Source organism: Buchnera aphidicola (Mindarus keteleerifoliae) (genome assembly GCF_039392895.1).
Lineage (GTDB): Bacteria > Pseudomonadota > Gammaproteobacteria > Enterobacterales > Enterobacteriaceae > Buchnera_A > Buchnera_A aphidicola_A.
The window spans coordinates 449,441-472,702 of record NZ_CP135027.1 but is presented as its reverse complement, the minus strand read 5'-3'; the positions used below and the strand labels follow the sequence as shown (position 1 = coordinate 472,702).

The 23,262-nt window shown below is 28.8% G+C and carries 35 protein-coding genes, 1 tRNA gene and 2 rRNA genes; 34 read left to right on the top strand and 4 right to left on the bottom strand.

Features of this window, described 5'->3' with window-relative positions; translation table 11 throughout:
* Nucleotides 1-92 precede the first annotated feature (92 nt).
* The 28 genes from rpsJ to rplQ all read left to right on the top strand — a co-directional run bounded on the left by rpsJ (nucleotide 93) and on the right by rplQ (nucleotide 13,755).
* Nucleotides 93-404: a 30S ribosomal protein S10 gene (rpsJ, locus tag RJT62_RS02215; RefSeq protein ID WP_343152651.1), complete on the top strand. Its 312-nt coding sequence runs from the start codon at nucleotides 93-95 to the stop codon at nucleotides 402-404.
* Between the two features lie 36 nt (nucleotides 405-440).
* Complete coding sequence (rplC, locus tag RJT62_RS02210; protein ID WP_343153555.1) at nucleotides 441-1,082, top strand: 50S ribosomal protein L3; 642 nt, start codon at nucleotides 441-443, stop codon at nucleotides 1,080-1,082.
* Nucleotides 1,083-1,085: 3 nt separating this feature from the next.
* Nucleotides 1,086-1,688 (top strand): 50S ribosomal protein L4, encoded by a 603-nt coding sequence (rplD, locus tag RJT62_RS02205; protein WP_343153553.1) that lies wholly within the window; start codon nucleotides 1,086-1,088, stop codon nucleotides 1,686-1,688.
* Nucleotides 1,688-1,990: a 50S ribosomal protein L23 gene (gene rplW, locus RJT62_RS02200; protein ID WP_343153551.1), complete on the top strand. Its 303-nt coding sequence runs from the start codon at nucleotides 1,688-1,690 to the stop codon at nucleotides 1,988-1,990. Before rplD ends, rplW begins: the two co-directional genes overlap by 1 nt.
* A 28-nt stretch (nucleotides 1,991-2,018) precedes the next feature.
* Nucleotides 2,019-2,840: a 50S ribosomal protein L2 gene (rplB, locus tag RJT62_RS02195; RefSeq protein WP_343153549.1), complete on the top strand. Its 822-nt coding sequence runs from the start codon at nucleotides 2,019-2,021 to the stop codon at nucleotides 2,838-2,840.
* A gap of 18 nt (nucleotides 2,841-2,858) precedes the next feature.
* Entirely contained in the window at nucleotides 2,859-3,137 is a 279-nt protein-coding gene (rpsS, locus tag RJT62_RS02190) for a 30S ribosomal protein S19 (protein WP_343153547.1), read from the top strand.
* A 16-nt stretch (nucleotides 3,138-3,153) separates the two neighbouring features.
* The gene (rplV, locus tag RJT62_RS02185; protein ID WP_343153545.1) at nucleotides 3,154-3,486 is read left to right on the top strand and encodes a 50S ribosomal protein L22; all 333 of its coding nucleotides are present in this window, start codon (nucleotides 3,154-3,156) and stop codon (nucleotides 3,484-3,486) included.
* 15 nt (nucleotides 3,487-3,501) lie between these two features.
* A complete protein-coding gene (gene rpsC / locus RJT62_RS02180; RefSeq protein ID WP_343153543.1) occupies nucleotides 3,502-4,212 on the top strand; it encodes a 30S ribosomal protein S3 in 711 nt (236 codons plus the stop codon).
* 12 nt (nucleotides 4,213-4,224) lie between these two features.
* Nucleotides 4,225-4,635 (top strand): 50S ribosomal protein L16, encoded by a 411-nt coding sequence (gene rplP, locus RJT62_RS02175; RefSeq protein ID WP_343153541.1) that lies wholly within the window; start codon nucleotides 4,225-4,227, stop codon nucleotides 4,633-4,635.
* Nucleotides 4,635-4,832 carry a 50S ribosomal protein L29 gene (gene rpmC / locus RJT62_RS02170; RefSeq protein ID WP_343153539.1) on the top strand — a complete coding sequence of 66 codons (198 nt, stop codon included), beginning with the start codon at nucleotides 4,635-4,637 and terminating at the stop codon, nucleotides 4,830-4,832. The genes rplP and rpmC overlap by 1 nt, the downstream gene beginning before the upstream one ends.
* Nucleotides 4,829-5,083, top strand: coding sequence for a 30S ribosomal protein S17 (gene rpsQ, locus RJT62_RS02165; protein ID WP_343153537.1), 255 nt, complete (start codon nucleotides 4,829-4,831; stop codon nucleotides 5,081-5,083). The genes rpmC and rpsQ overlap by 4 nt, the downstream gene beginning before the upstream one ends.
* A gap of 123 nt (nucleotides 5,084-5,206) precedes the next feature.
* On the top strand, nucleotides 5,207-5,575 hold the full coding sequence (rplN, locus tag RJT62_RS02160) for a 50S ribosomal protein L14 (protein ID WP_343153535.1): 369 nt from the start codon (nucleotides 5,207-5,209) through the stop codon (nucleotides 5,573-5,575).
* Nucleotides 5,576-5,588: 13 nt separating this feature from the next.
* The gene (rplX, locus tag RJT62_RS02155; protein WP_343153533.1) at nucleotides 5,589-5,903 is read left to right on the top strand and encodes a 50S ribosomal protein L24; all 315 of its coding nucleotides are present in this window, start codon (nucleotides 5,589-5,591) and stop codon (nucleotides 5,901-5,903) included.
* 19 nt (nucleotides 5,904-5,922) lie between these two features.
* Nucleotides 5,923-6,462, top strand: coding sequence for a 50S ribosomal protein L5 (gene rplE, locus RJT62_RS02150; protein WP_343153531.1), 540 nt, complete (start codon nucleotides 5,923-5,925; stop codon nucleotides 6,460-6,462).
* 25 nt (nucleotides 6,463-6,487) lie between these two features.
* Nucleotides 6,488-6,793, top strand: a complete 306-nt coding sequence (gene rpsN, locus RJT62_RS02145) for a 30S ribosomal protein S14 (protein ID WP_343153529.1) — start codon at nucleotides 6,488-6,490, stop codon at nucleotides 6,791-6,793.
* A gap of 31 nt (nucleotides 6,794-6,824) precedes the next feature.
* Nucleotides 6,825-7,217 (top strand): 30S ribosomal protein S8, encoded by a 393-nt coding sequence (rpsH, locus tag RJT62_RS02140; protein WP_343153527.1) that lies wholly within the window; start codon nucleotides 6,825-6,827, stop codon nucleotides 7,215-7,217.
* A 29-nt stretch (nucleotides 7,218-7,246) separates the two neighbouring features.
* Nucleotides 7,247-7,789: a 50S ribosomal protein L6 gene (gene rplF / locus RJT62_RS02135; protein WP_343153526.1), complete on the top strand. Its 543-nt coding sequence runs from the start codon at nucleotides 7,247-7,249 to the stop codon at nucleotides 7,787-7,789.
* Nucleotide 7,790: 1 nt separating this feature from the next.
* The gene (gene rplR / locus RJT62_RS02130; RefSeq protein WP_343153524.1) at nucleotides 7,791-8,159 is read left to right on the top strand and encodes a 50S ribosomal protein L18; all 369 of its coding nucleotides are present in this window, start codon (nucleotides 7,791-7,793) and stop codon (nucleotides 8,157-8,159) included.
* A gap of 14 nt (nucleotides 8,160-8,173) precedes the next feature.
* Nucleotides 8,174-8,674 (top strand): 30S ribosomal protein S5, encoded by a 501-nt coding sequence (gene rpsE, locus RJT62_RS02125; RefSeq protein ID WP_343153522.1) that lies wholly within the window; start codon nucleotides 8,174-8,176, stop codon nucleotides 8,672-8,674.
* A gap of 4 nt (nucleotides 8,675-8,678) precedes the next feature.
* Nucleotides 8,679-8,858, top strand: coding sequence for a 50S ribosomal protein L30 (gene rpmD, locus RJT62_RS02120; protein ID WP_343153520.1), 180 nt, complete (start codon nucleotides 8,679-8,681; stop codon nucleotides 8,856-8,858).
* A 3-nt stretch (nucleotides 8,859-8,861) separates the two neighbouring features.
* On the top strand, nucleotides 8,862-9,296 hold the full coding sequence (rplO, locus tag RJT62_RS02115; protein WP_343153518.1) for a 50S ribosomal protein L15: 435 nt from the start codon (nucleotides 8,862-8,864) through the stop codon (nucleotides 9,294-9,296).
* 10 nt (nucleotides 9,297-9,306) lie between these two features.
* Nucleotides 9,307-10,638 (top strand): preprotein translocase subunit SecY, encoded by a 1,332-nt coding sequence (gene secY / locus RJT62_RS02110; protein WP_343153515.1) that lies wholly within the window; start codon nucleotides 9,307-9,309, stop codon nucleotides 10,636-10,638.
* 29 nt (nucleotides 10,639-10,667) lie between these two features.
* The gene (gene rpmJ, locus RJT62_RS02105) at nucleotides 10,668-10,784 is read left to right on the top strand and encodes a 50S ribosomal protein L36 (protein WP_343153512.1); all 117 of its coding nucleotides are present in this window, start codon (nucleotides 10,668-10,670) and stop codon (nucleotides 10,782-10,784) included.
* 109 nt (nucleotides 10,785-10,893) lie between these two features.
* Entirely contained in the window at nucleotides 10,894-11,250 is a 357-nt protein-coding gene (gene rpsM, locus RJT62_RS02100; RefSeq protein WP_343153510.1) for a 30S ribosomal protein S13, read from the top strand.
* Between the two features lie 16 nt (nucleotides 11,251-11,266).
* Nucleotides 11,267-11,656, top strand: a complete 390-nt coding sequence (rpsK, locus tag RJT62_RS02095) for a 30S ribosomal protein S11 (protein WP_343153507.1) — start codon at nucleotides 11,267-11,269, stop codon at nucleotides 11,654-11,656.
* A gap of 28 nt (nucleotides 11,657-11,684) precedes the next feature.
* Nucleotides 11,685-12,305, top strand: a complete 621-nt coding sequence (gene rpsD / locus RJT62_RS02090) for a 30S ribosomal protein S4 (RefSeq protein ID WP_343153505.1) — start codon at nucleotides 11,685-11,687, stop codon at nucleotides 12,303-12,305.
* A 26-nt stretch (nucleotides 12,306-12,331) separates the two neighbouring features.
* Entirely contained in the window at nucleotides 12,332-13,321 is a 990-nt protein-coding gene (locus RJT62_RS02085; protein WP_343153503.1) for a DNA-directed RNA polymerase subunit alpha, read from the top strand.
* Between the two features lie 35 nt (nucleotides 13,322-13,356).
* Nucleotides 13,357-13,755, top strand: a complete 399-nt coding sequence (gene rplQ / locus RJT62_RS02080) for a 50S ribosomal protein L17 (RefSeq protein ID WP_343153501.1) — start codon at nucleotides 13,357-13,359, stop codon at nucleotides 13,753-13,755.
* A gap of 125 nt (nucleotides 13,756-13,880) precedes the next feature.
* Here rplQ and fmt read toward each other — a convergent pair whose 3' ends face one another.
* Nucleotides 13,881-14,837 carry a methionyl-tRNA formyltransferase gene (gene fmt, locus RJT62_RS02075; protein ID WP_343153499.1) on the bottom strand — a complete coding sequence of 319 codons (957 nt, stop codon included), beginning with the start codon at nucleotides 14,835-14,837 and terminating at the stop codon, nucleotides 13,881-13,883.
* A 31-nt stretch (nucleotides 14,838-14,868) separates the two neighbouring features.
* On the bottom strand, nucleotides 14,869-15,303 hold the full coding sequence (def, locus tag RJT62_RS02070) for a peptide deformylase (protein ID WP_343153496.1): 435 nt from the start codon (nucleotides 15,301-15,303) through the stop codon (nucleotides 14,869-14,871).
* A gap of 269 nt (nucleotides 15,304-15,572) precedes the next feature.
* Between def and aroE the strand changes: the two genes are divergently transcribed.
* The 5 genes from aroE to cspE all read left to right on the top strand — a co-directional run bounded on the left by aroE (nucleotide 15,573) and on the right by cspE (nucleotide 20,204).
* Nucleotides 15,573-16,394, top strand: a complete 822-nt coding sequence (aroE, locus tag RJT62_RS02065) for a shikimate dehydrogenase (protein WP_343153493.1) — start codon at nucleotides 15,573-15,575, stop codon at nucleotides 16,392-16,394.
* A gap of 151 nt (nucleotides 16,395-16,545) precedes the next feature.
* Nucleotides 16,546-16,617 (top strand) — tRNA-Glu (locus RJT62_RS02060).
* A 136-nt stretch (nucleotides 16,618-16,753) separates the two neighbouring features.
* Nucleotides 16,754-19,678: ribosomal RNA gene (locus tag RJT62_RS02055) — 23S ribosomal RNA — on the top strand.
* 62 nt (nucleotides 19,679-19,740) lie between these two features.
* A 5S ribosomal RNA gene (rrf, locus tag RJT62_RS02050) occupies nucleotides 19,741-19,856 on the top strand.
* Between the two features lie 138 nt (nucleotides 19,857-19,994).
* The gene (gene cspE, locus RJT62_RS02045) at nucleotides 19,995-20,204 is read left to right on the top strand and encodes a transcription antiterminator/RNA stability regulator CspE (RefSeq protein WP_009874442.1); all 210 of its coding nucleotides are present in this window, start codon (nucleotides 19,995-19,997) and stop codon (nucleotides 20,202-20,204) included.
* Between the two features lie 89 nt (nucleotides 20,205-20,293).
* Here the strand turns inward: cspE and ybeD are convergent, their stop codons facing one another.
* Nucleotides 20,294-20,557, bottom strand: coding sequence for a DUF493 family protein YbeD (gene ybeD / locus RJT62_RS02040; RefSeq protein ID WP_343153491.1), 264 nt, complete (start codon nucleotides 20,555-20,557; stop codon nucleotides 20,294-20,296).
* A gap of 309 nt (nucleotides 20,558-20,866) precedes the next feature.
* Between ybeD and cysS the strand changes: the two genes are divergently transcribed.
* Nucleotides 20,867-22,255 (top strand): cysteine--tRNA ligase, encoded by a 1,389-nt coding sequence (gene cysS, locus RJT62_RS02035; protein ID WP_343153489.1) that lies wholly within the window; start codon nucleotides 20,867-20,869, stop codon nucleotides 22,253-22,255.
* Here cysS and folD read toward each other — a convergent pair.
* A complete protein-coding gene (folD, locus tag RJT62_RS02030) occupies nucleotides 22,229-23,116 on the bottom strand; it encodes a bifunctional methylenetetrahydrofolate dehydrogenase/methenyltetrahydrofolate cyclohydrolase FolD (protein ID WP_343153487.1) in 888 nt (295 codons plus the stop codon). The genes cysS and folD overlap by 27 nt on opposite strands.
* Between the last annotated feature and the right edge of the window lie 146 nt (nucleotides 23,117-23,262).

Here is a 23,262-nt window from a genome sequence, read left to right as displayed (position 1 = left end):
TAAGATTATTCATAATAAACCGTTAAGCTCACTTATGTAAGTAAGTTGAGAATAGCATTTTTTTAGTAGTATATAATTGGAGTCCTGTTCTAATGGAGAACCAAAGAATTCGTATTCGTCTTAAAGCTTTTGATCATCGCTTAATTGATCAATCAACTGCTGAAATTGTTGAAACCGCTAAGAGAACTGGAGCTCAAGTTCGAGGTCCAATTCCATTACCTACTCATAAAGAACGATTTACTATTTTAGTTTCTCCTCATGTTAATAAAGATGCTCGTGATCAATACGAAATTAGAACACATAAAAGATTGATAGACATAGTTGAGCCTACTGAAAAAACTGTTGACGCATTGATGCGTTTGGATCTTGCTGCAGGAGTAGATGTTCAAATTAGTTTAGGTTAATTAACTTCTTGAATTATTAAGAGGAATTAAAATAAAATGATAGGTTTAGTAGGAAGAAAGGTCGGTATGACTCGTATTTTTAGCGAAGATGGTCGATCTATTCCTGTTACGGTAATAGAAGTTAAAAAAAATTTTATTACTCAAATAAAATATGAAAAAAGAGATTCTTATAATGCTATTCAGGTTACTACTGGAACAAAGAAAAGTAGTAAATTAACAAAATCTGAAATAGGAAATTTTATTTCTTCTGGTGTTAAAGCTGGTCGAGGATTGTGGGAGTTTAGGACAGAAAAAAACGTATCCTATAAAATAGGAGAATTTTTTACTGCAGAAATATTAAAAAATGTTTCTAAAGTTGACATTACAGGATATTCGAAAGGTAAAGGATTTACAGGTACTATAAAGAGATGGAATTTTCGAATGCAAGATGCATCACATGGAAATTCTTTGTCACATCGAGCACCTGGTTCAATTGGTCAAAATCAAACTCCTGGAAGGGTTTTTAAAGGAAAAAAAATGGCAGGACATTCGGGAGATCATCGAACAACAATACAATCATTAAAAATTATAAAGATTGATGAAAAAGAAAATTTAATTTTAATTAAAGGTTCTGTTCCAGGTTCAATAGGAAGTGATCTTATTATAAAACCGGCAGTTAAGGAAAAAAGAAGAGTATAATCGATGGAATTATTATTGCAAGACAATAAAGAAATAATAGTTATTTCGGATAAAGTATTTAATGTTCCTTATAATGAATCTTTAATACATCAAATTGTTACTTCGTACAATACAATGAAAAGGAAAGGTTCAAAAGCACAAAAGAACAGATCAGAGGTTTCTGGTTCTGGTAAAAAACCTTGGCGTCAAAAAGGAACAGGTAGGGCTAGAGCAGGTTCTTTAAGAAGTCCTATTTGGCGTTCAGGAGGAGTTACTTTTGCAGCTAAGCCTAAAGAATATTTTAGAAAAGTTAATAAAAAGATGTATAAAGGAGCTTTAAAAATTATTTTTTCTGAATTAATTAGAACAAGAAAAATAATTGTATTTAAAAAATTTTCAATAAAATCTACAAAAACTAGTTTATTAGTAAAAAAACTTAATAAATTAAAAATAGATAAAGCATTAATATTATTAGATAAATTAGATGAAAAACTTTTTTTAGCTTCAAGAAATTTACACAAAGTCAATGTCATTCATGTAAAAGATATTAATCCTGTTGATTTAATTCGATTTAAACAACTTGTAATTACCGAAAAAGCATTAAAAGTTGTAGAGGAATTATTTTAATGATTAATGAAAGTAGATTATTTAAAATATTACTAGGTCCGCATATTTCTGAAAAATCAACAATACTTATTGAAAATAACAATACTGTTGTTTTAAGAGTATTGAGAAATTCGAGTAAATATGAAATTAAAAAGGCAATTAAAAAAATATTTAATATTGAAGTAAATTCAATTAAAACTTTGTTAATTAAAGGGAAAAAAAAACGTCGAGGAAATAAAATAAGTTATTCTTCTAATTGGAAAAAAGCTTATGTTACTTTAAAAAAAGGACAAGATATAAACTTCATGGGTAGTGTTGAATAATAAAAAATAAGTAGAGGAATAAAATGCAATGTCGATAGTCAAATGCAAACCAACATCTCCTGGTCGTAGACATGTGATTAAAGTTATTAATTCAAATTTATATAAAGGAAAGCCGTATTTTTCGTTGTTGAGAAGAAAGAAAAAGACAGGTGGAAGAAATAATAACGGTCGAATTACTACTCGACATATTGGTGGAGGGCATAAAAAATTATATCGAATAATTGATTTTAAAAGAAAAAAAGATGGTGTTTTAGGAAAAATAGAACGATTGGAGTATGATCCTAATCGTTCAGCACATATAGCATTAGTTCTTTATTCAGATGGATCTAGAAATTACATTCTTGCTCCAAAGAATATAAAAGTAGGGGATGTAGTTAATTCTGGTTTAAAAGTAGATATAAAAATTGGAAATTCTTTGCCAATGAGTAACATTCCTATCGGAACTATAATTCATAATGTAGAGATGAAGCCGGGTAAAGGAGGACAGATTGCTCGTTCAGCTGGAAATTTTGTTCAATTAGTTGCTAGGGATGAATTTTATGTAACCTTACGTTTAAAATCAGGAGAAATTCGAAAAATATTATCCAAATGTAGGGCAACTATTGGAGAAGTCGGAAATTCTGAAAATATGTTGAAAGCATTAGGAAAAGCAGGGGCTTCTAGATGGAGAGGAATTAGACCAACAGTTAGAGGGACTGCTATGAATCCTGTAGATCATCCTCATGGTGGAGGAGAAGGAAGAAATTTTGGAAAACATCCAGTAAGTCCTTGGGGTTTACAAACAAAGGGCAAAAAAACCAGAAGAAATAAACGAACTAATAAATATATTATTCATAGTAGAAAAAAATAAAAAAATGGAGTTAAAATAATGCCGCGTTCCCTTAAAAAGGGTCCTTTTATAGATTCTAGTTTATTTAAAAAAGTAGAACTCTCTTTAAAAAATAAAGATAAAAAGCCCATTCGTACATGGTCTAGAAGATCAACAATTTTTCCAAATATGATTGGGTTAACTATTTCTGTGCACAATGGTAGACAGCACATACCAATATTTATTACTGAAGAAATGGTTGGACATAAATTAGGAGAATTTTCTTTAACAAGAACTTATAAAGGACATACTGCTGATAAAAAAGTAAAGAAAAAATAAAAATATGAGGTTTTAAATGGAAATTATAGCTAAGCATTATAAAGCAAATGCTTCTCCACAGAAAGTAAGATTAATTGCTGATTTAATAAGAGGGAAAAAAGTTTTAAAAGCATTAGAAATACTCACATATAGCAAAAAAAAATCAGCTAATTTAGTCAAAAAGGTTCTTTCTTCTGCTATATCTAATGCGGAACATAATAATGGTGAAGATATAGATAATTTAAAAATTAAAAAAATATTTATCGATGAAGGTCCAACTACAAAAAGAATGATGCCTCGAGCTAAAGGTCGAGCAGATCGAATTTTGAAACGAACTAGTCATATCGTAGTAGTTGTATCTAATCTCTAAAATTGGAGATAAATAATGGGTCAGAAAGTACATCCTAATGGAATGCGATTAGGAATTGTTAAATCTTGGAACTCCGTTTGGTTTTCTGATAGCAAAAATTTTGCTAATAATTTAGAAAGTGATTTTAAGGTTAGATCTTTTTTAGTTAAAAAGTTAATTAAAGCTTCTGTTTCAAGAATTGTTATAGAAAGACCTTCGAAAAGTATTCGAATAACTATTCATACTGCTCGTCCTGGAATTGTTATTGGAAAAAAAGGAGAAGATGTGGAGAAATTACGTATTGTAATTTCAAAAATAGCGGGAGTTCCTGCTCAAATTAATATTTCAGAAATTAGGAAACCTGAATTAGATGCAAAATTAGTAGCAGAAAACATTAGTTCTCAGTTAGAAAGAAGAATTATGTTTAGAAGAGTTATGAAAAGAGCTGTTCAAAATTCTATTCGTCAAGGTGCAAAAGGAATTAAAGTAGAAATAAGTGGTAGATTAGGTGGCTCTGAAATAGCTAGAAGAGAATGGTATCGAGAAGGCAGAGTTCCTTTACACACTCTTCGTGCTGATATTGAATATAATACTTCAGAAGCTCATACCACATATGGAGTAATAGGAATTAAAGTTTGGATTTTTAAAGGTGAAATTTTGGGAGGTATGCCGTTAAACATTTCAGTTGAAAGAAATAAAAAAAATTTTTCTAAAATAAAAAAACAAAGTAGAAAAAATAGAAAATAAGGGAAAATTTTTATGTTACAACCTAAGAGAACAAAATTTAGAAAAATGCATAAAGGCCGAAATCGAGGGTTAGTTACAAATGAAAAAGTTCATTTTGGAACATTTGGTTTAAAAGCAACAACTAGAGGTCGTTTAAAAGCGCGTGAAATTGAAGCTGCAAGAAGAGTGATAACTCGGTTTATTAAACGACAGGGTAAAATTTGGATAAGAATTTTCCCTGATAAACCTATTACTCAAAAACCATTAGAAGTTAGAATGGGAAAGGGAAAAGGAAATGTAGAATATTGGGTTGCTTTGGTTCAACCTGGAAAAATTTTGTATGAAATAGAAGGTGTTTCTGAAGAAATTTCAAAAGAAGCATTCAAGTTAGCAGGTGCAAAATTATCTATCAAAACTACTTTTGTAACTAGAATGGAGATGTAATGAAAGTAAAAGGATTCAAAGAGAATAGTATTGAAGAGCTTAAAATTGAATTATCAGAATTGTTAAGAGAGCAATTTAATTTAAGAGTTCAATTTTCTAGTAAAAAATTACAAAAAGTTCATTTATTAAAAGAAAGTAGAAAAAAGATAGCTCGTGTTAAAACATTTTTGCATGGAAAAATACGAGGTAAATTATGATCTCTAAGTCTAAAATTTTAAAGGGATGTGTAATTAGTAATAAGATGAATAAAACAATAGTAGTTGTCATTGAACGAATTATTAAACATCCTTTATATAAAAAATTCATTAAAAAAACTACTAAACTTCATGTTCATGATAAAAAAGATGAATGTTTAATAGGAGATATAGTAGAAATTCAGGAATGTAAACCTATTTCTAAAACTAAAAATTGGATATTAATAAATATAGTGAAAAGAATAGATACGTAAAATTTCTTTTATGCATAAAATGAAGAAAACATGAAAAATTGTATATAATTATTCATGTTTTCTAATGAAATTTTATTTTAAAAAATATATTTTTTTTTTAATTTAATAATTAAGGAAAGTATTATGATTCAGGAACAAAGTGTGCTTACTGTAGCAGATAATTCAGGAGCAAGATCGGCTATGTGTATCAAAGTTCTTGGAGGATCAAATCGAAAATATGCTTGTATTGGGGACGTTATTAAGGTGACTATTAAAGAAGCTATTCCTAGAGGAAAAGTTAAAAAAGGAGAAGTACTTAAAGCTGTAATAGTACGAACAAAAAAAGGAATACGTCGTTTGGATGGATCTATTATTCGGTTTGATAGTAATGCATGTGTTATATTAAACAATAGCGAGCAACCTGTAGGAACAAGAATATTTGGTCCAGTTACAAGAGAATTAAGAAATGAAAAATTTATGAAAATTATTTCATTAGCACCGGAAGTATTATAGGAGTGATTTATTTATGGTAACAAAAATACATTGTAACGATAAAGTAATTGTAATTTGCGGAAAAGATAAAGGAAAAATAGGTATTGTTAAAAAAATAATTAAAAAGAAAAGAGTAATTGTTTCAGGTGTTAACATTATTAAAAAACATCAAAAACCAATACCTTCTCAAAATGTAAATGGCGGAATTATAAAAAAAGAATCAACGATTCATATTTCTAATATAGCTTTTTTAAATCCTATAACTAATAAACCTGATAGAATTGGATTTAAATTTGAAAAGGGAAAGAAAATTAGATTTTTAAAGTCTAATAATCATATTATTGTATGAAAATTTAAGGAATAAAAATATGGTAAAAATTTATGATTTTTATAAAACTAAGGTAATATCAACAATAATGAAAAAGTTAGATTTACGTTCAGTCATGGAGGTTCCTAGAATTGTTAAAATAACTTTAAATATGGGAGTTGGTTCTGCGGTAAATGATAAAAAAATACTAGATTTTGCAATATCGGATTTAACAGCTATTTCAGGTCAAAAACCATTAATTACAAAAGCTAAAAAATCAATATCTACTTTTAAAATTAGAAAGGGATATCCTATAGGATGCAAAGTTACTTTAAGAGGAAAAAGAAAATGGGACTTTTTAGATCGATTAATAACAATTGTGATTCCTCGTATTCGAGATTTTAGAGGATTATCTAAAAAATCATTTGATGGAAAAGGTAATTATAGCATAGGGGTTCGAGAACAAATTATTTTTCCAGAAATTAATTATGATAAAATAGATCGTGTTCGAGGGTTAGATATTACTATTACAACAACAGCATGTACTGATAAAGAAGGATTTTTGTTATTAGAAGCTTTCAATTTTCCTTTTAAACAATAAAAACTAACAAAAGGTTTATTAACAAATGGCTAAGCAATCTATGAAAGAAAGAGAAAAAAAAAGAGTAAAATTAGCTAATAAATTTTTTAAAAAAAGAAAAGAATTAAAGAAAAAGATTATTGATTCAAATTTATCTTCTGAAATTCGATGGAAATCGATGTTAGATTTACAAAAATTACCTAGAGATTCCAGTTTTTCAAGACAAAGGAATCGTTGTCGACAAACGGGTAGACCCCATGGATTTTTAAGAAAATTTGGATTAAGTCGTATTAAGTTAAGAGAAGCTGCAATGCGAGGAGAAATTCCAGGTCTTAAGAAAGCTAGTTGGTAAATATTAAAATTTATTTTTTAAGGAGAATCTTATGAGTATGCAAGATCCTATATCAGACATGTTAACTCGAATTCGAAACGGACAATTAGCAAATAAGCTTTTTGTTAACATGCCTTCTTCTAAATTAAAAATAGCTATTAGTTCTGTTTTAAAAGAAGAAGGATATATAGTTAATTACATGGTTGAAAAAAATTTAAAATCAACTTTAAAAATTTTTTTAAAATACTTTAAAGGAAAATCTGTAATAGAAAAAATACAAAGGATTAGTAAACCTAGTTTACGAATTTATAAAAAAAAATATGATCTTCCAAAAGTTATGGGTGGTTTAGGAATAGCTATTATTTCTACTTCAAAAGGTGTTCTAACAGATAAAATAGCTCGAGAAAAAGGCTTAGGTGGTGAAGTTATTTGTCATGTGACTTAATAGATTAAAAATCTATAATAGGAGAAAAAATGTCTCGTGTTGCTAAACGTCCAATATTAATTCCTGAAGGAGTTAAAATATCTTTTGATAAAAAAAAATTTTTAGTTAAAGGAAAACTTGGAATTTTAATTTATGATATAAATGATAATGTTCAAATAAATTATAAAAATAATAAAATTTCATTTAAAATAAAAAAAAAATGCAATGCTAATGATTCCTGGGTTCAAGCTGGTACAGCAAGATCATTGATTAATTCTATGATTATAGGTGTTAGTCAAGGATATGAAAAAAAGTTACAACTAATTGGTGTAGGATATCGAGTATCATTAGTTCAAAATAATATTATCAAAATGTTTTTGGGGTATTCTCATCCTATAGAATATTCAGCACCTGATGAAGTTCAGGTTATAGTTCCCTCTCAAACTGAAATTTTATTAAAAAGTTCTAACAAACAATTAATAGGACAAGTAGCAGCAAATATAAGATCTTTTCGTCCCCCTGAACCATATAAAGGAAAAGGAATAAGATATGCTGATGAAATAGTCCGTATTAAAGAGGCTAAAAAAAAGTAAAATGATTTTTTTTAAAAGAAAAAAAATTTCGAGAATGCGTCGTGCTGCTAAAACTCGATCTAAATTAAAGTCATTGGGTTTAATTTGTTTAGTGGTGCATAGAACTTCTCGACATATTTATGCTCAAATTATTTCAAAAGTTGATGCTACAACTTTAGTAGTAGCATCTACACTTGAAAAAAATATTTCTGTTGATTTAAATGGAAAAACTGGTAATAAAGAAGCAGCTAGTTTAGTAGGAAAAGAAATTGCTGAACGGGCGTTGAATAAGGGTATTAAAAAAGTATCATTTGATCGTTCAGGTTTTAAATATCATGGAAGAATTAAATCTCTAGCTGAATCAGCTCGAAAATTTGGTCTTCAGTTTTAAGGTAAAATAATAAAATGATAAATATCGATAAACAAATCAACCATGATTTACAAGAAAAATTAATTTCCGTAAATCGAGTATCTAAAACTGTAAAAGGTGGAAGAATATTTTCTTTCACAGCATTGACTGTAGTTGGAAATGGAAAAGGTCGGGTAGGATTTGGTTATGGAAAAGCAAGAGAGGTACCTTCTGCAATTCAAAAGGCTATGGAAAAAGCAAGACGCAATATGATAAACATTACTCTTAATAAAAAAACTTTACAGTATTCAGTAAAAGGAATGCATACAGGATCCATCATATTTATGAAACCAGCTTCGGAAGGTACAGGAATTATTGCTGGGGGTGCTATGAGAGCCGTTTTGGAAGTAGCGGGTATACATAATGTACTAGCAAAAACATATGGATCTACTAACCCTATTAATGTTGTACGAGCAACAATAAACGCTTTGAAAAATATACAATCTCCTTTAATGATTGCAGAGAAAAGAAATAAGTCTGTTAAAGATATTATTTAATAATATGAAAAAAATAAAAATAACTCAAATAAAAAGTATCATAGGTAGAATTCCTTCGCATAGGGCTACATTAAAAGGTTTAGGCCTTCGTCGTATTAGAAGTGTTGTTTTTCGGAAAAATACTCCTTCGATTCAAGGAATGATTAAAAAAATATCATATTTGTTACATATAGAAGAGGTTTAGTTAATGGAACTTAATACATTATCTCCTAAATTAGGATCTAGAAAAAATAAAAAAAGGTTAGGTAGAGGAATAGGATCTGGATTTGGAAAAACCTCTGGAAGAGGACATAAAGGACAAAAATCTAGATCTGGTTCTAGTATACGTAGAGGTTTTGAAGGGGGACAAATGCCTTTGTATAGAAGGCTTCCTAAATTTGGTTTTACATCAAGAAAAAAAAAATTGCAAAAAGAAGTTCGTTTATCTGATTTAGAACATTTATCTAAAAATATCATTGATTTAAATTTGTTAAAGAGTAAAAAAATTATTAAAAATAAAATAAAATATGTAAAAATTATTTCTTCAGGAAAATTAAATAATCTTTTAAAAATAAAAGGTTTGGGCATCACAAAAGGTGCTCTTTCTATCGTTAAATCTTTAGGTGGTCAAGTCGAGGAATAGTTAGTAAATAATGGTAAAAAAAATAAAATCAAGTTCTATTAAAATGAATAATGGAATTTTGGAATTAAAAAAAAGAATTTTATTTGTTATAATATCATTGATTATTTTTAGGATTGGTTCTTTTATTTCGATTCCGGGTATTAATACTTTAATGTTATCGAAAATATTGATAGAACATAAAGGTACCATTATTGATATGTTTAATACATTTTCAGGGGGTTCTTTAGGTCGTGCTTCTATTTTTTCTTTAGGTATAATGCCATATATTTCAGGATCTATAATAGTTCAATTATTAACTTTATCTAATAAAAAATTAGCAGAAATAAAAAAAGATGGAGAAATAGGAAAAAAAAAGATTAATCAATACGTTCGGTACGTAACGTTAATAATAGCAATAGCGCAAGCTGTTAGCTTGGCAATAACTTTACCTAAAATTCCTGGGATGTATCGATTAATAACTCATTTTAATTTTTCTTTTTATGTAACAACAGTAGTTAGTTTAGTTACAGGAACTATTTTCTTGATGTGGTTAGGTGAGTTAATTACCAATAGGGGTATAGGAAATGGAATATCTTTAATTATTTTTACAGGTATTGTGGCTAGTTTTCCTTCAACCGTAGTTCTATTATTTCAACAGATAAAAAAAGATTTTTTACATGAGATATTAATATTGTTAATTATTGTTCTATCCTTTTTAGTTACGTATTTAGTGGCATTTATGGAACAAAGTCAAAGAAAAATAGTAGTGCATTATCCTCGCCGTCAAAAAGGTCGAAGAATGTATATTTCTCAAAGCAGTCATCTTCCGTTAAAAATTAATATGGCGGGTGTTATTCCTGCAATATTTGCTTCTAGTATTATTTTGTTTCCTACAACAATTGCATCTTGGTTTCAATTATATAACTCAAAATGTTTTTGGTTAAAAAAAATGTTATCTTTTTTACAACCTAATCATTTTTTTTACATAGTTTTGTATTCCATAGCAATTATTTTTTTCTGTTTTTTTTATACAGGACTTGTTTTTAATCCTAAGGAAACAGCAGAAAACTTAAAAAAATCTGGGGCATTTATATCAGGAATTCGACCAGGGGAACAAACGGCAAGATATATTAATAGAATTAATGTTCGTTTGACATTAATAGGTTCTATATATATTACCTTTATTTGTTTAGTTCCTGAATTTATGAAAAGTTTATTTAAATTTCCTTTTAATTTTGGAGGTACTTCATTATTGATTATAGTAGTAGTTATTATGGATTTTATTTCACAAATTCAAACTATAATTATGTCTACGCATTACGATTTAGCATTAAAAAAAGCTAATTTTTATTTTAAAAAATAGCATTTAATTAAAAAAATGGAAAAATTTTTATGAAAGTAAGAACTTCTGTTCAGAAATTATGTAGAAATTGTAAAATAGTTCGAAGAAAAAATGTTGTTAAAGTTATTTGTGCTAATGATCCAAAACATAAACAACGTCAAGGATAATATTTTGATTTTTAAAATATAAATTTTAATTTTTAAATGATAGCTCTAATTTTTAAAATATTTTTGTAAAATATAAAGTTTAAAATTAAATAATTTATAGGAGAATAAAATGGCTCGTATAGCAGGTATTAACATTCCTGATAATAAGCATGTGGTTATTTCGTTAAGTAAAATATATGGAATAGGAAAAACTCGAGCTTTTAATATTTGTTTTAAGTTAAAAATACCAAAGAATACAAAAATTAAAAATTTGTCGGAAAAACAAATAGAATTATTACGAGAAGTTGTATCTAAATTTGTTGTAGAAGGAGATTTAAGGAGGGAGGTAACTTTAAATATTAAACGTTTGATGGATCTTGGTTGTTATAGAGGTAATCGTCATAAAAAAAGTTTGCCAGTAAGGGGACAACGAACCAAGACCAACGCAAGAACAAGAAAAGGACCTAGAAAACCAATTCGAAAATAATTAAAAGGTGAAAAAAATGGCTAAAATGCCTATTCGTACTAAAAAAAAAGTGAAAAAACAAATTTTAGATGGTGTTGCACACATTCATGCCTCATTTAATAATACTATAGTTACTATTACAGATCGACAAGGTAACACTTTAGGTTGGGCAACTTCAGGAGGCTCGGGATTTAGAGGATCTAGAAAATCTACTCCATTTGCTGCGCAAGTAGCTGCAGAAAAATGTGCTGAATTGGTTAAAGAGTATGGTATTAAAAATTTAGAAGTGATGGTAAAAGGACCAGGGCCTGGAAGAGAATCTACTATTAGGGCTTTGAATGCTTCTGGTTTTAGAATTACTAACATTACTGATGTTACTCCTATTCCTCATAACGGTTGTCGTCCACCTAAGAAAAGAAGAGTTTAATTGTTTATTTTTTTGGAGATAAATTAAAGTGGCTAAGTATTTAGGACCAAAATTGAAACTATGTAGAAGAGAAGGAACTGATTTATTTTTAAAATCAGGGTGTCGTTCTATAGAATCAAAATGCAAAATAGATCAGCTTCCAGGGCAGCATGGAAGTAGAAAACAACGATTATCTGATTATGGTATTCAATTGCGAGAAAAACAAAAGGTAAGAAGATTATATGGAATGTTAGAACATCAATTTAAAAATTATTATAAAATAGCTTCTAAATTGAAAGGAAATACTGGAGAAAATTTATTGAAGCTTTTAGAAAGCAGATTAGATAATGTAGTATATCGAATGGGATTTGGAGCTACTCGGTTAGAAGCAAGGCAACTCATTACACATAAATCAGTGATGGTTAACAACCATATTTTAAATATTCCTTCTTATAAAGTTAAAGTTAATGACATAATAGAAATTAAATCAAAATGCAAAAATCAATTTCGAATCAAAGCAGCTCTTGAATTATGCGAACAAAGAGAAAAAGCTAGTTGGTTGGAAGTAGATAGTAAACAAATGACCGGTATTTTTAAAAGATTTCCAGATAGGTCTGATTTATCTGCAGAAATTAATGAACATTTAATTGTTGAGTTATATTCTAAATAATATTCTATATAGAATAGAGGAGTATCATGCAGAATACTATTCTAAATTTTTTGAAACCACGTTTAGTTGAAGTAAAACAAATTAGTTCAACTTGTTCTCGAGTCGTACTTGAACCCTTGGAAAGAGGATTTGGGCATACATTGGGAAATGCACTTCGTAGAATTTTATTATCTTCTATGCCAGGTTGTGCTATTACAGAAGTAGAAATTGACGGTATACTTCATGAGTATAGCACTAAGGAAGGGATTCAAGAAGATATACTTGAGATTTTGTTAAACTTAAAAGAAATTTCTATTAAAATATTTGGAAAAGATGAAGCGATTATTCATTTGAATTCTTCTGGTGTATGTTTAGTTACTGCTGGAGATATTATACATGGAGAAGATGTAGAGATAGTTCGACCTAATCAAAAAATTTGTAATCTAACTGATGAAAAATCATTTATTAAAATGAAAATGAAAGTTGAAAGAGGAAGAGGTTACGTTCCTGCAGCTTCTAGAATAAAATTAGATTCCGAAAATCATTTATTGGGGAAATTAGTGTTAGATGCTTGTTATAGTCCTATTAAAAGAATGGTTTATAATGTTGAATCAGCTCGAGTAGAGCAAAGAACAGATTTAGACAAATTAGTAATAGAATTAGAAACTAATGGTTCTATAGATCCTGAAGAAGCTATACGAAGGGCTTCAACCATTTTAGCTGAACAGTTAGAAGCATTTATTGATTTAAAAAATGTGCATGAAACTGAAATAAAAGAAGAAAAACCAGATTTTGATCCAATATTATTAAGACCAGTAGATGATTTAGAATTAACAGTAAGATCTGCTAATTGTCTTAAAGCAGAAAAAATTCATTTTATAGGAGATTTAGTTCAAAAAACAGAAGTAGAGTTATTAAAAACTCCTAATTTAGGTAAAAAATCATTAACAGAAATTAAGGATGTTTTGGCTTCTAGACATTTTTCTTTAGGTATGCGTTTAGAAAATTGGCCTCCAAAAAGTATAAAAGAAGAATAATTTTCTATAAAGTATTTTTTTTTAAGGATAGGAATATGAGACATAGAAAAATTGGTCGTAAATTCAACAGAAAAAGAAGTCACGTTCAGTCGATGTTTAAAAATATGGCTTGTTCTTTATTTCTTCATGAATCTATCAAAACAACTTTGTTTAAAGCAAAAGAATTGCGAAGAATAGTAGAACCAATTATTACTATAGCTAAAATTGATTCAGTTTCAAATCGTCGTTTAATTTTTTCTAAGATAAGGAATGCTAAAATAGTAGCTAAGCTATTTACTATAATAGGACCTCATTTTAATTCTAGATTAGGAGGTTATATAAGAGTCTTAAAATGTGGTTTTAGGTTAGGAGATAATACAAAGATGGCATACGTAGAGTTAGTTGATAGGTTAAATGACAACAAAAGTAAAAAAATGTTGAAAATAAAAAAATAAGTTTAAAATTTTTTAATTATTTTTTAAATTGTTAATGAATGTAAAGAACAGAAAATAAATAAACCCTATTTACATATTTTAATAGTAGGGTTTTAAAAAAAAATGAAAATTAATAGTTTTTTATTTTATGAAATTTTATTTTGTTTTGAAAAATAATTTTTATTAGAATTTATGAGATCTTTAACACTAATAACTTTTTTTCCAGGAAATTGAATTTTTTCTATATTTAGTATTTCTTTATTCGTATTTATTTGAATACCTTTGGAATTAACTTCTAAAATAGTTCCTATTGGAAGTACACTAGTAGAGTTAATTTTTTTTGCTTTCCATACTTTTATGATTGTTTCTTTAAATTTAAAGAATGTTATAGGCCAAGGATTAAAGGCTCTAATTTTTCTTTCTAATTTTAAAGCAGACTTATTCCATTTTAATAAGGCATCTTTTTTATTAATTTTTTTTGAATATGTAGCATATTTATTATTTTGAGTTTTTTGAATTAATGTGCCAAAAAAAATTTTTTTTAGAATTTTTTTTAAAAGTTTAATACCAATAAACTGAAGTTTTTTAGATAAAGAATACGTAGTTTCATTTTTTGAAATAATGCAGGATTTTGATAAAAGAATATTTCCGTTATCTATTTTTTCATTAATTTGAATAAGGCTAACACCAGTTATTTTATCTCCTTTTAAAATTGCTGATTGGATAGGAGTGGCTCCTCTCCAACGAGGAAGTAAAGATGGATGTACATTTATACATCCTTTTTTAAATAAATTTATTATTTTTTTAGGAAAAATATATCCATATGAAATAACAATCATTATATCAGCATGATAATCACGTAAAGTACAAAATGTTTTTTTTTCTTGTAAAGAATTTGGTTGTAAAATAGGTATAGATCTTTTTAAAGCGATTTTTTTTACAGGAGAAAAAGTTAATTTTTTTCCTCTTCCTGAAAAGCTATCTGGTTTAGTTAATACAAGAACTATTTTATAACCGGAATTTAACAGTGCTATAAGATGCATAGCAGAAAATTCGGAAGTTCCGGAAAAAATTATATTCATAGAATTTGTTTTTTTTTTCATAAATAATATTTTTTTTTATTTTTTAATTTTGTTAAAGGTAATCAATGATTAATTTTCCTTTTAAATGATCAATTTCATGTTGAATACAGATAGAAAGTAAAGATTTAGCTGTAAAAATTGCTTTTTGACCTTTTAGATTTAATCCTTTAACTTTTATTTTTTCATATCTTGGGACAAAAATTTTTCTTTTAGGAATAGAAAGACAACCTTCTTCAATGCTAGAAGAACCAGATTTTTTCATTATTTTTGGATTTATTAATGCAAATGGATTACAAATGTTATCTATTTTACCTATTACAATAATTTGTAAATTAATATTAATTTGAGTAGCAGCTAAACCAATTCCTTCATTATGAATCATGGTTTTGAACATATTATCTATAATTTTTTTTATTTTTTCACTGATTTTTTTTATTGGTTTTGCCTTTTTTCGTAATCTTTTATCAGGATATTGTAATATTTTCATATTTAAAGTATATATGCTACATGTTTATATTAATTATGCAAATAGTTTAAAGCATTTTTTTTTAATATTAAATATTTTTACTGATTTTTTATTAATTAATTTAAAAGTTTTTTTAAAACATTAATTAATATTTAATAAAATTTAGATTTTGTATTTAATGAATAAAAAAAGTTAAAAAATATTTTGAATATTATTTTTTTAAAGAAAGATAAAAAACATTTTAATAATTAATAATAAAAATTATAATTTTAATATTTTGGGAGATTCGTATGGAATTAGATAAATTTAAACATTTTTCGGTTTTTGGTAATCCCATAGAACATACACTATCACCCAAAATACATTCATTATTTTCTAAGCAAACTAATATTCCTTGTTCGTATACAGCTGTTAAAGTTCCACTAAATGAATTTAGTAATAGAATTAACTCTTTTTTTAATACAATAGGAGATGGAGCTAATGTTACTTTACCCTTTAAAGAAGAAGCATATTGTTTTTCTGACATATTAACTAATAGAGCTAAGTTAACAAAATCAGTAAATACATTAAAAAAAGTAAAAGATGAAAAAATTTTAGGTGATAATACAGATGGTATAGGATTTTTATATGATTTAAATCGATTAGGTTTTCTTAAAAAAAACAATAAGATCCTATTAATAGGAGCAGGAGGTGCTGCAAGAGGGTTATTACCATCAATTTTATCAAAAAATAATGAAGTTTTCATTTATAATCGAACTTATGAACGGGCTAAAAAATTAGCAGAAGAATTTAGATATTTAGGGAAAATTCAGGAAGTTGGATATAAAGATTTATCAGCTATTAAGGCTGGTTTAATTATTCATGCTACTTCGTATTTTTTTAGTAAGGAAAAATTGATTTTACCTTCTTCATTAATTCATCAAAATGTTAGTTGTTATGATTTATCGTACGTAAAAAATAGTCAGACTACTCCTTTCTTAAATTGGTGTAAAAAATTGGGAGCAATGAACTTAGCTAATGGAATTGGAATGCTAATTAGTCAAGCGGCTTATTCATTTTTACTTTGGAATAATATTCTACCAGATATTGAAAAGATTTTTGCTGAATTATAAATATTTTTATTTTTGTTAAATTTTAAATTTGATTTTTGAAATTAAAATGTAAAAAAACTTGACTCTTTTTTTTACTAAGGTAAGATAACTAACTTAATAATTGTGATTTTTGAGTTAATTATTAAAGAAAGATTGAATTCTTTTTTTATTAGTCTCTTTCGTCTAGTGGTTAGGACATCGCCCTTTCACGGCGGCAACAGGGGTTCAAATCCCCTAGGAGACATTTTTTATGTTTAATTTTTTTTAAAATAAATTTGTATATTTTATAAAAATAGTGTAGGATTGTAACGAGTTAGTAGTTGTTTTGCAATTTAGTTCTTTTAAAATTCGGTATAATTAAAACATCTTTGGTGTTACAAGATTAAGTAATTAAGCGTATACGGTGGATGCCTTGGCAATCAGAGGCGATGAAGGACGTGCTAATCTGCGAAAAGCGTCGGTAAGTTGATATGAAACGTTATAACCGTCGATATCCGAATGGGGAAACCTAACATCTTAGAGATGTTATTGTTAATTGAATTCATAGATTAACAATGCAAACCAAGGGAACTGAAACATCTAAGTACCTTGAGGAAAAGAAATCAACCGAGATTCCCTTAGTAGTGGCGAGCGAAACGGGAACAGCCCAGAGTAAAAATAATAAATTAATTTTTAATAGAATGTTTTTGGAAAAAACAGCGATACAAGGTGATAGCCCTGTATATGAAAAAAATTAAATTATTAACTCGATAAGTAAAGCGGGACACGAGAAATCCTGTTTGAATACGGGGGGACCATCCTCCAAGGCTAAATACTCCTGATTGACCGATAGTGAACTAGTACCGTAAGGGAAAGGCGAAAAGAACCCCGGTTAGGGGAGTGAAATAGATCCTGAAACCGTATACGTACAAGCAGTAGGAGCTTTTTTTTAGAAGTGACTGCGTACCTTTTGTATAATGGGTCAGCGACTTGTATTCTGTAGCAAGGTTAACTGTATAAGGGAGCCGAAGGGAAACCGAGTCTTAAATAGGCGTTTTTAGTTTCAGGATACAGACCCGAAACCCGGTGAGCTAGCCATGAGCAGGTTGAAGGTTGGGTAAAACCAACTGGAGGACCGAACCGACTGATGTTGAAAAATCAGCGGATGACTTGTGGCTAGGGGTGAAAGGCCAATCAAACCGGGAGATAGCTGGTTCTCCCCGAAAGCTATTTAGGTAGCGCCTCGTGAATTCATCTTCGGGGGTAGAGCACTGTTTCGGCTAGGGGGCTATACTAGCTTACTAATCCGATGCAAACTCCGAATACCGAAGAATGCTATCACGGGAGACACACAGCGGGTGCTAACGTTCGTTGTGGAAAGGGAAACAACCCAGACCGCCAGCTAAGGTCCCAAAGTCATAGTTAAGTGGGAAACGAGGTGGAAAGGCTTAAACAGCCAGGATGTTGGCTTAGAAGCAGCCATCATTTAAAGAAAGCGTAATAGCTCACTGGTCGAGTTTTTCTGCGCGGAAGATTTAACGGGGCTAAACTATGCACCGAAGCTGCGGCAATAAATTTATTTATTATTTTTATTGGGTAGGGGAGCGTTCTGTAAGCTGTTGAAGATGTATTGTAAAATACATTGGAGGTATCAGAAGTGCGAATGCTGACATGAGTAACGATAAAGCAGGTAAAAAACCTGCTCGCCGAAAAACTAAGGTTTCCTGTCCAACGGTAATCGAGGCAGGGTTAGTCGACCCCTAAGGCGAGGTCGAAAGGCGTAGTCGATGGATAACAGGTTAATATTCCTGTACTTAATATTACTGCGAAGGGAGGACGAAAAAGGTTAGGTTATCCAGGTGACGGATGTCCTGGTTTAAATGCGTAGAAATGAAAGTTTGGAAAATCCGATTTTCTCTATTTTGAGGCATGATGACGAGTCACTTATGTGACGAAGTAACTGATACCATGTTTCCAAGAAAATTCTCTAAGCATCAGGTAGTATTAAATCGTACCACAAACCGACACAGGTAGTTAGGTAGAGAATACTAAGGCGCTTGAGAGAACCCAGGTGAAGGAACTAGGCAAAATGATGCCGTAACTTCGGGAGAAGGCATGCTAATATTAAGTGATAAAATTTACTTTTAAAGCTGAAATTAGTCGAAGAAAACAGCTGGCTGCAACTGTTTATTAAAAACACAGCACTGTGCAAACATGAAAGTGGAAGTATACGGTGTGACGCCTGCCCGGTGCCGGAAGGTTAATCGAAAGGGTTAAAATGAAAATTTGAAGCTCTAGACTGAAGCCCCGGTAAACGGCGGCCGTAACTATAACGGTCCTAAGGTAGCGAAATTCCTTGTCGGGTAAGTTCCGACCTGCACGAATGGCGTAATGATGGCCAGGCTGTCTCCACCTGGGACTCAGTGAAATTGAAATTGCTGTGAAGATGCAGTATACCCGCGGCAAGACGGAAAGACCCCGTGAACCTTTACTATAGCTTGACACTGATTTTTGATATGTAATGTGTAGGATAGGTGGGAGGCTAAGAAATTTAAACGCCAGTTTAAATGGAGCCAAACTTGAAATACCACCCTTTACATTTTAAATTTCTAACCTGATATCGTTATCCGATATAGAGACAGTGTCTGGTAGGTAGTTTGACTGGGGCGGTCTCCTCCCAAAGAGTAACGGAGGAGCGCGAAGATTGGCTAATTACGGTTGGAAATCGTAAGGTTAGTGCAAAGGCATAAGCCAGTTTGACTGTGAGCGTGATAACGCGAGCAGATGCGAAAGCAGGCCTTAGTGATCCGGTGGTTCTGTATGGAAGGGCCATCGCTCAACAAATAAAAGGTACTCCGGGGATAACAGGCTGATACCGCCCAAGAGTTCATATCGACGGCGGTGTTTGGCACCTCGATGTCGGCTCATCACATCCTGGGGCTGAAGCAGGTCCCAAGGGTATGGCTGTTCGCCATTTAAAGTGGTACGCGAGCTGGGTTTAGAACGTCGTGAGACAGTTCGGTCCCTATCTGCCGTGGGCGTTGGAAAATTGAAGGGGGCTGCTTCTAGTACGAGAGGACCGAAGTGGACGTATCACTGGTGTTCGGGTTGTCATGCCAATGGCATTGCCCGGTAGCTAAATACGGAAAAGATAAGTGCTGAAAGCATCTAAACACGAAACTTGCCCTAAGATTAGTTTTCCCTGTAAACTGTATTAATGTAGTTTACTGAAGGGACGTTGGAGACTACAACGTTGATAGGCTAGGTGTGTAAGCATAGTAATATGTTGAGCTAACTAGTACTAATGACCCGATAGGCTTAATCTTGTAACACCAAAGTTGTTTTTTTAAATTTACCGAATTTATTTTTAAAATAAGTGTTTTAAATACCTGGCAAAAATAGTGTAGTGGTACCACCTGAATCCATTCCGAACTCAGAAGTGAAATACTATAACGCCGATGGTAGTACGGGGTCTCCCCGTGTGAGAGTAGGAAATTGCCAGGTATAAAAAATATTTTATTTGATTTACATATTAAAAATAAGAAAAATATAGTATATATATACTATATTTAGTAAATAATAAAGTTATTTTTTTCTTATAAAATACGAACAGTTTATTTTTTTCACGTAAAGGTAATATAGATGTCCAAGATTAAAGGTAATGTTAAGTGGTTTAATGAGTCTAAAGGATTTGGTTTTATTACTCCTGAAGATGGAAGTAAAGATGTTTTTGTTCATTTTTCAGCAATTCAAAGTAATGGATTTAAAACATTGGCAGAAGGCCAAAGTGTTGAATTTGAAATCACTGAAGGAGCAAAAGGACCATCTGCTGCTAACGTTATCAGTTTGTAATTTTTAATTAAATTTTACAAGAATTCAACTAATATTACGATACAGTATATTCTGCATCGTAATATTTTTTTTTAAGAAATATTTTATTATTATAAAACCATTCTAACCATATTTATTTTGCTTATATCATAATATAGATTTTCTATTTGTTCAAAGTTGTTCGCAAAAACAGTAATAGAAATAGAAATGTATGTTCCTTTATTACTTGATTTTATCTGAGGTATATAATCTCCTGGAATTCTTAGTTGAATTACTTTAATTAATTGGTCAACCAATTCTGGTTTAGCCAATCCTATTACTTTATAGGTAAAAGAACATGGAAATTTTAATAGTTCTTCCAATTTAGTTTTCATAAAAATACCTGTTGTATAAAATGCATTTAAATAAATTTTATAAATTAAAAAATAAATTTTTTTGTTTAATATAAAAAATAAGTACATATAAGATATTCATTAATTTTTATTAGAATAAAAGTTATTGACAATTATATAAAATATTAGAAAAAAATAAGTTAAGTTAAGTGTTTTAAATTTAAAATGCTCGAACACTAAAAAACATTTTAAAAAATATAAAATTTATATATAGTAACATATTTGAAATATTAATATGATAGTATATTATACTATGACATACACAATCGAATTTTCTTTATAAATTTTTTTATGCTAAAAATTTTTAACACTATTACTCGTTTAAAAGAAACGTTTATACCTATCAAAAAAAATATAGTCAATATGTATGTATGTGGAGTAACAGTTTATAATTACTGTCATATAGGACATGGAAGAACATTCGTTATATTTGATATGATATTTCGCTATTTTCGTCATTTAGGTTATAAAACAAAGTATGTGAGAAATATTACAGATATAGATGATAAAATTATTAATGTAGTTAAAAAAAATAATGAAACTATTGAAAAATTTACTAATCGAATGATAAAAAATATGCAGAATGACTTTTCTTTATTAAATATTTTATCTCCAGATTTTGAACCAAAAGTAAGTGAATGCATTAATGAAATAATTAAAATTATAAATAAATTATTAAAAAATAATCATGCTTATATTCAAAATAATGGAGATGTCATGTTTTCAGTAGATAGTTATAAAAACTATGGAAAATTATCTAATCAGTTCTTGAAAAAGTTAAAAGTAGGCAAAAGAATAAAAGTTAATAAAGAAAAAAAAAATCCTTTAGATTTTGTTTTATGGAAAAAAACATTACCTTCGGAAAAATTTAGTTGGAAATCTCCTTGGGGACAAGGAAGGCCTGGATGGCATATAGAATGTACAACTATTTCTTCTATTAAGTTTGGAAATAAATTAGATATTCATGGAGGAGGAATAGATCTTTTATTTCCTCATCACGAAAATGAAAATTCACAATTTAATTGTTTAAAAAAAAGATCCAAGATAAATTATTGGATACATTCTGGTATGGTAATACTTAACAATAAAAAAATGTCTAAATCATTAAATAATTTTATTTTGTTAAAAGATCTGTTATCTACGTATGACGGGGAAAGTTTACGATATTTTTTAATGTCTACTCATTATAGAAGACCGTTAAGTTATTGTGAAAATAACATTAAAAAATCTGCTCTTTCTTTGAAAAGTTTATATAACTCACTTAGAAATACCAAAATAGAAAAAAAAAATTATTATTTTCAAAATGAATATTCGATTGCATTTGAAGAAGCTATGCAAGATGATTTTAATACTCCGAAAGCTTTGTCTGTATTACATGCTATTTCTAAAAAAATTAATATGTTAAAAAATCAAAATAAATTTAAAGAAGTTAAAAAATTTTCTAATTTGTTAAGAAAATTAGGAAAAGTTCTTGGATTTTTTTCTTATGATCCTGAAGATTTTTTAAGAAAAAAATCAAAAATGAAATCAAAAGAAGAAATCAATTCTTTAATAAAAGAAAGAAATATAGCAAGAAAGTTAAAAATGTGGAAGTTATCAGATAATATTAGAGAAAAGTTATTTAAATTTGGAATAATTTTAGAAGATCATAAATTATTTACAACTTGGAGAAAAAAGTAGATATTTTTTATTTTTTTCATATAAATAAGCTTTTACTGTATTTTCTAATAAACTAATAATAGTCATTGGTCCAACTCCACCAGGAACCGGTGTAATATAAGATGCTTTAGAAGCAGCAGAAAGAAAATCAACATCTCCGACAATTTTATTATTTTTCAATTTATTAATTCCTACATCTATAATAATAGATCCTTTTTTAATCCAACTTTTGTTGATAAAAAATGGTTTTCCTACGGCAACAATTAAAAGATCGGCTGTTTTTGTGTGTGTTTTTAAATCTTTTGTGAATCTATGAGTGATAGTAGTAGTACATCCTGCAAGTAATAACTCCAGACTCATAGGTCTTCCTACTATATTAGATGCTCCTATGATTACACCATGTAAACTTCTTAAATTAATTTTTTCTTTTTTTAATAGGGTAATGATTCCTTTTGGAGTACAAGGTCTAAAAGTAGGATTTTTTTGTACTAAACAACCAATGTTGAAAGGATGAAGTCCATCAACATCTTTTTTTGGAGATATATAACTAATAATTTTTAAAGAATTTAATTTTTCATGTATTGGAAATTGAATTAATATTCCATGTGTAAAAGGATCTTCATTTAGTTTTTTTATTAATTTTATAATTTGGTTTTCCTGTGTTTTTGAAGAAAACTTCCAATGAGTAAAATTGATACCCACTCTTTGACAAGCCTCTCTTTTTTTTTTGATATATAGACTAGATGCAGGATTGTTTCCTACTGAAATTATTGACAAACCAGGTGGTTTATCTCCAAATTTAACAAAATTTTTTATTTTTTTTAAAATATTAAATTCAATTTTTTGAGCAATTTTTTTTCCATCAATTATTTTAGCAAACATTTTTAAACATTTTTAAAATTTTTGTTAATATATATTAACACAAAATCGTAAAAAATATTTTTTTTTAAGATATAAATATGATTTATATATAACTTTTAAAAAAAAAATTGATTTTCTATGTTTTGAGATATAGAATAAGTTTCTTA

Excerpts from the sequence above, each read along its gene's own strand:
- folD (WP_343153487.1), bottom strand. The coding sequence starts at position 23,116 with ATGTTTGCTAAAATAATTGATGGAAAAAAAATTGCTCAAAAAATTGAA.
- secY (WP_343153515.1), top strand. The coding sequence starts at position 9,307 with ATGGTAAAAAAAATAAAATCAAGTTCTATTAAAATGAATAATGGAATT.
- rplE (WP_343153531.1), top strand. The coding sequence starts at position 5,923 with ATGGTAAAAATTTATGATTTTTATAAAACTAAGGTAATATCAACAATA.
- rplB (WP_343153549.1), top strand. The coding sequence starts at position 2,019 with ATGTCGATAGTCAAATGCAAACCAACATCTCCTGGTCGTAGACATGTG.
- rpsQ (WP_343153537.1), top strand. The coding sequence starts at position 4,829 with ATGATCTCTAAGTCTAAAATTTTAAAGGGATGTGTAATTAGTAATAAG.
- rpsE (WP_343153522.1), top strand. The coding sequence starts at position 8,174 with ATGATAAATATCGATAAACAAATCAACCATGATTTACAAGAAAAATTA.
- rplN (WP_343153535.1), top strand. The coding sequence starts at position 5,207 with ATGATTCAGGAACAAAGTGTGCTTACTGTAGCAGATAATTCAGGAGCA.
- rplV (WP_343153545.1), top strand. The coding sequence starts at position 3,154 with ATGGAAATTATAGCTAAGCATTATAAAGCAAATGCTTCTCCACAGAAA.
- rplC (WP_343153555.1), top strand. The coding sequence starts at position 441 with ATGATAGGTTTAGTAGGAAGAAAGGTCGGTATGACTCGTATTTTTAGC.
- rpsN (WP_343153529.1), top strand. The coding sequence starts at position 6,488 with ATGGCTAAGCAATCTATGAAAGAAAGAGAAAAAAAAAGAGTAAAATTA.
- rpsJ (WP_343152651.1), top strand. The coding sequence starts at position 93 with ATGGAGAACCAAAGAATTCGTATTCGTCTTAAAGCTTTTGATCATCGC.
- rplP (WP_343153541.1), top strand. The coding sequence starts at position 4,225 with ATGTTACAACCTAAGAGAACAAAATTTAGAAAAATGCATAAAGGCCGA.
- rplX (WP_343153533.1), top strand. The coding sequence starts at position 5,589 with ATGGTAACAAAAATACATTGTAACGATAAAGTAATTGTAATTTGCGGA.
- rpsC (WP_343153543.1), top strand. The coding sequence starts at position 3,502 with ATGGGTCAGAAAGTACATCCTAATGGAATGCGATTAGGAATTGTTAAA.
- aroE (WP_343153493.1), top strand. The coding sequence starts at position 15,573 with ATGGAATTAGATAAATTTAAACATTTTTCGGTTTTTGGTAATCCCATA.
- rpsM (WP_343153510.1), top strand. The coding sequence starts at position 10,894 with ATGGCTCGTATAGCAGGTATTAACATTCCTGATAATAAGCATGTGGTT.
- RJT62_RS02085 (WP_343153503.1), top strand. The coding sequence starts at position 12,332 with ATGCAGAATACTATTCTAAATTTTTTGAAACCACGTTTAGTTGAAGTA.
- rpmJ (WP_343153512.1), top strand. The coding sequence starts at position 10,668 with ATGAAAGTAAGAACTTCTGTTCAGAAATTATGTAGAAATTGTAAAATA.
- rplD (WP_343153553.1), top strand. The coding sequence starts at position 1,086 with ATGGAATTATTATTGCAAGACAATAAAGAAATAATAGTTATTTCGGAT.
- rpsS (WP_343153547.1), top strand. The coding sequence starts at position 2,859 with ATGCCGCGTTCCCTTAAAAAGGGTCCTTTTATAGATTCTAGTTTATTT.
- rplO (WP_343153518.1), top strand. The coding sequence starts at position 8,862 with ATGGAACTTAATACATTATCTCCTAAATTAGGATCTAGAAAAAATAAA.
- rpmC (WP_343153539.1), top strand. The coding sequence starts at position 4,635 with ATGAAAGTAAAAGGATTCAAAGAGAATAGTATTGAAGAGCTTAAAATT.
- rpmD (WP_343153520.1), top strand. The coding sequence starts at position 8,679 with ATGAAAAAAATAAAAATAACTCAAATAAAAAGTATCATAGGTAGAATT.
- fmt (WP_343153499.1), bottom strand. The coding sequence starts at position 14,837 with ATGAAAAAAAAAACAAATTCTATGAATATAATTTTTTCCGGAACTTCC.
- def (WP_343153496.1), bottom strand. The coding sequence starts at position 15,303 with ATGAAAATATTACAATATCCTGATAAAAGATTACGAAAAAAGGCAAAA.
- rplF (WP_343153526.1), top strand. The coding sequence starts at position 7,247 with ATGTCTCGTGTTGCTAAACGTCCAATATTAATTCCTGAAGGAGTTAAA.
- cysS (WP_343153489.1), top strand. The coding sequence starts at position 20,867 with ATGCTAAAAATTTTTAACACTATTACTCGTTTAAAAGAAACGTTTATA.
- rplQ (WP_343153501.1), top strand. The coding sequence starts at position 13,357 with ATGAGACATAGAAAAATTGGTCGTAAATTCAACAGAAAAAGAAGTCAC.
- ybeD (WP_343153491.1), bottom strand. The coding sequence starts at position 20,557 with ATGAAAACTAAATTGGAAGAACTATTAAAATTTCCATGTTCTTTTACC.
- rplW (WP_343153551.1), top strand. The coding sequence starts at position 1,688 with ATGATTAATGAAAGTAGATTATTTAAAATATTACTAGGTCCGCATATT.
- cspE (WP_009874442.1), top strand. The coding sequence starts at position 19,995 with ATGTCCAAGATTAAAGGTAATGTTAAGTGGTTTAATGAGTCTAAAGGA.
- rpsH (WP_343153527.1), top strand. The coding sequence starts at position 6,825 with ATGAGTATGCAAGATCCTATATCAGACATGTTAACTCGAATTCGAAAC.
- rplR (WP_343153524.1), top strand. The coding sequence starts at position 7,791 with ATGATTTTTTTTAAAAGAAAAAAAATTTCGAGAATGCGTCGTGCTGCT.
- rpsK (WP_343153507.1), top strand. The coding sequence starts at position 11,267 with ATGGCTAAAATGCCTATTCGTACTAAAAAAAAAGTGAAAAAACAAATT.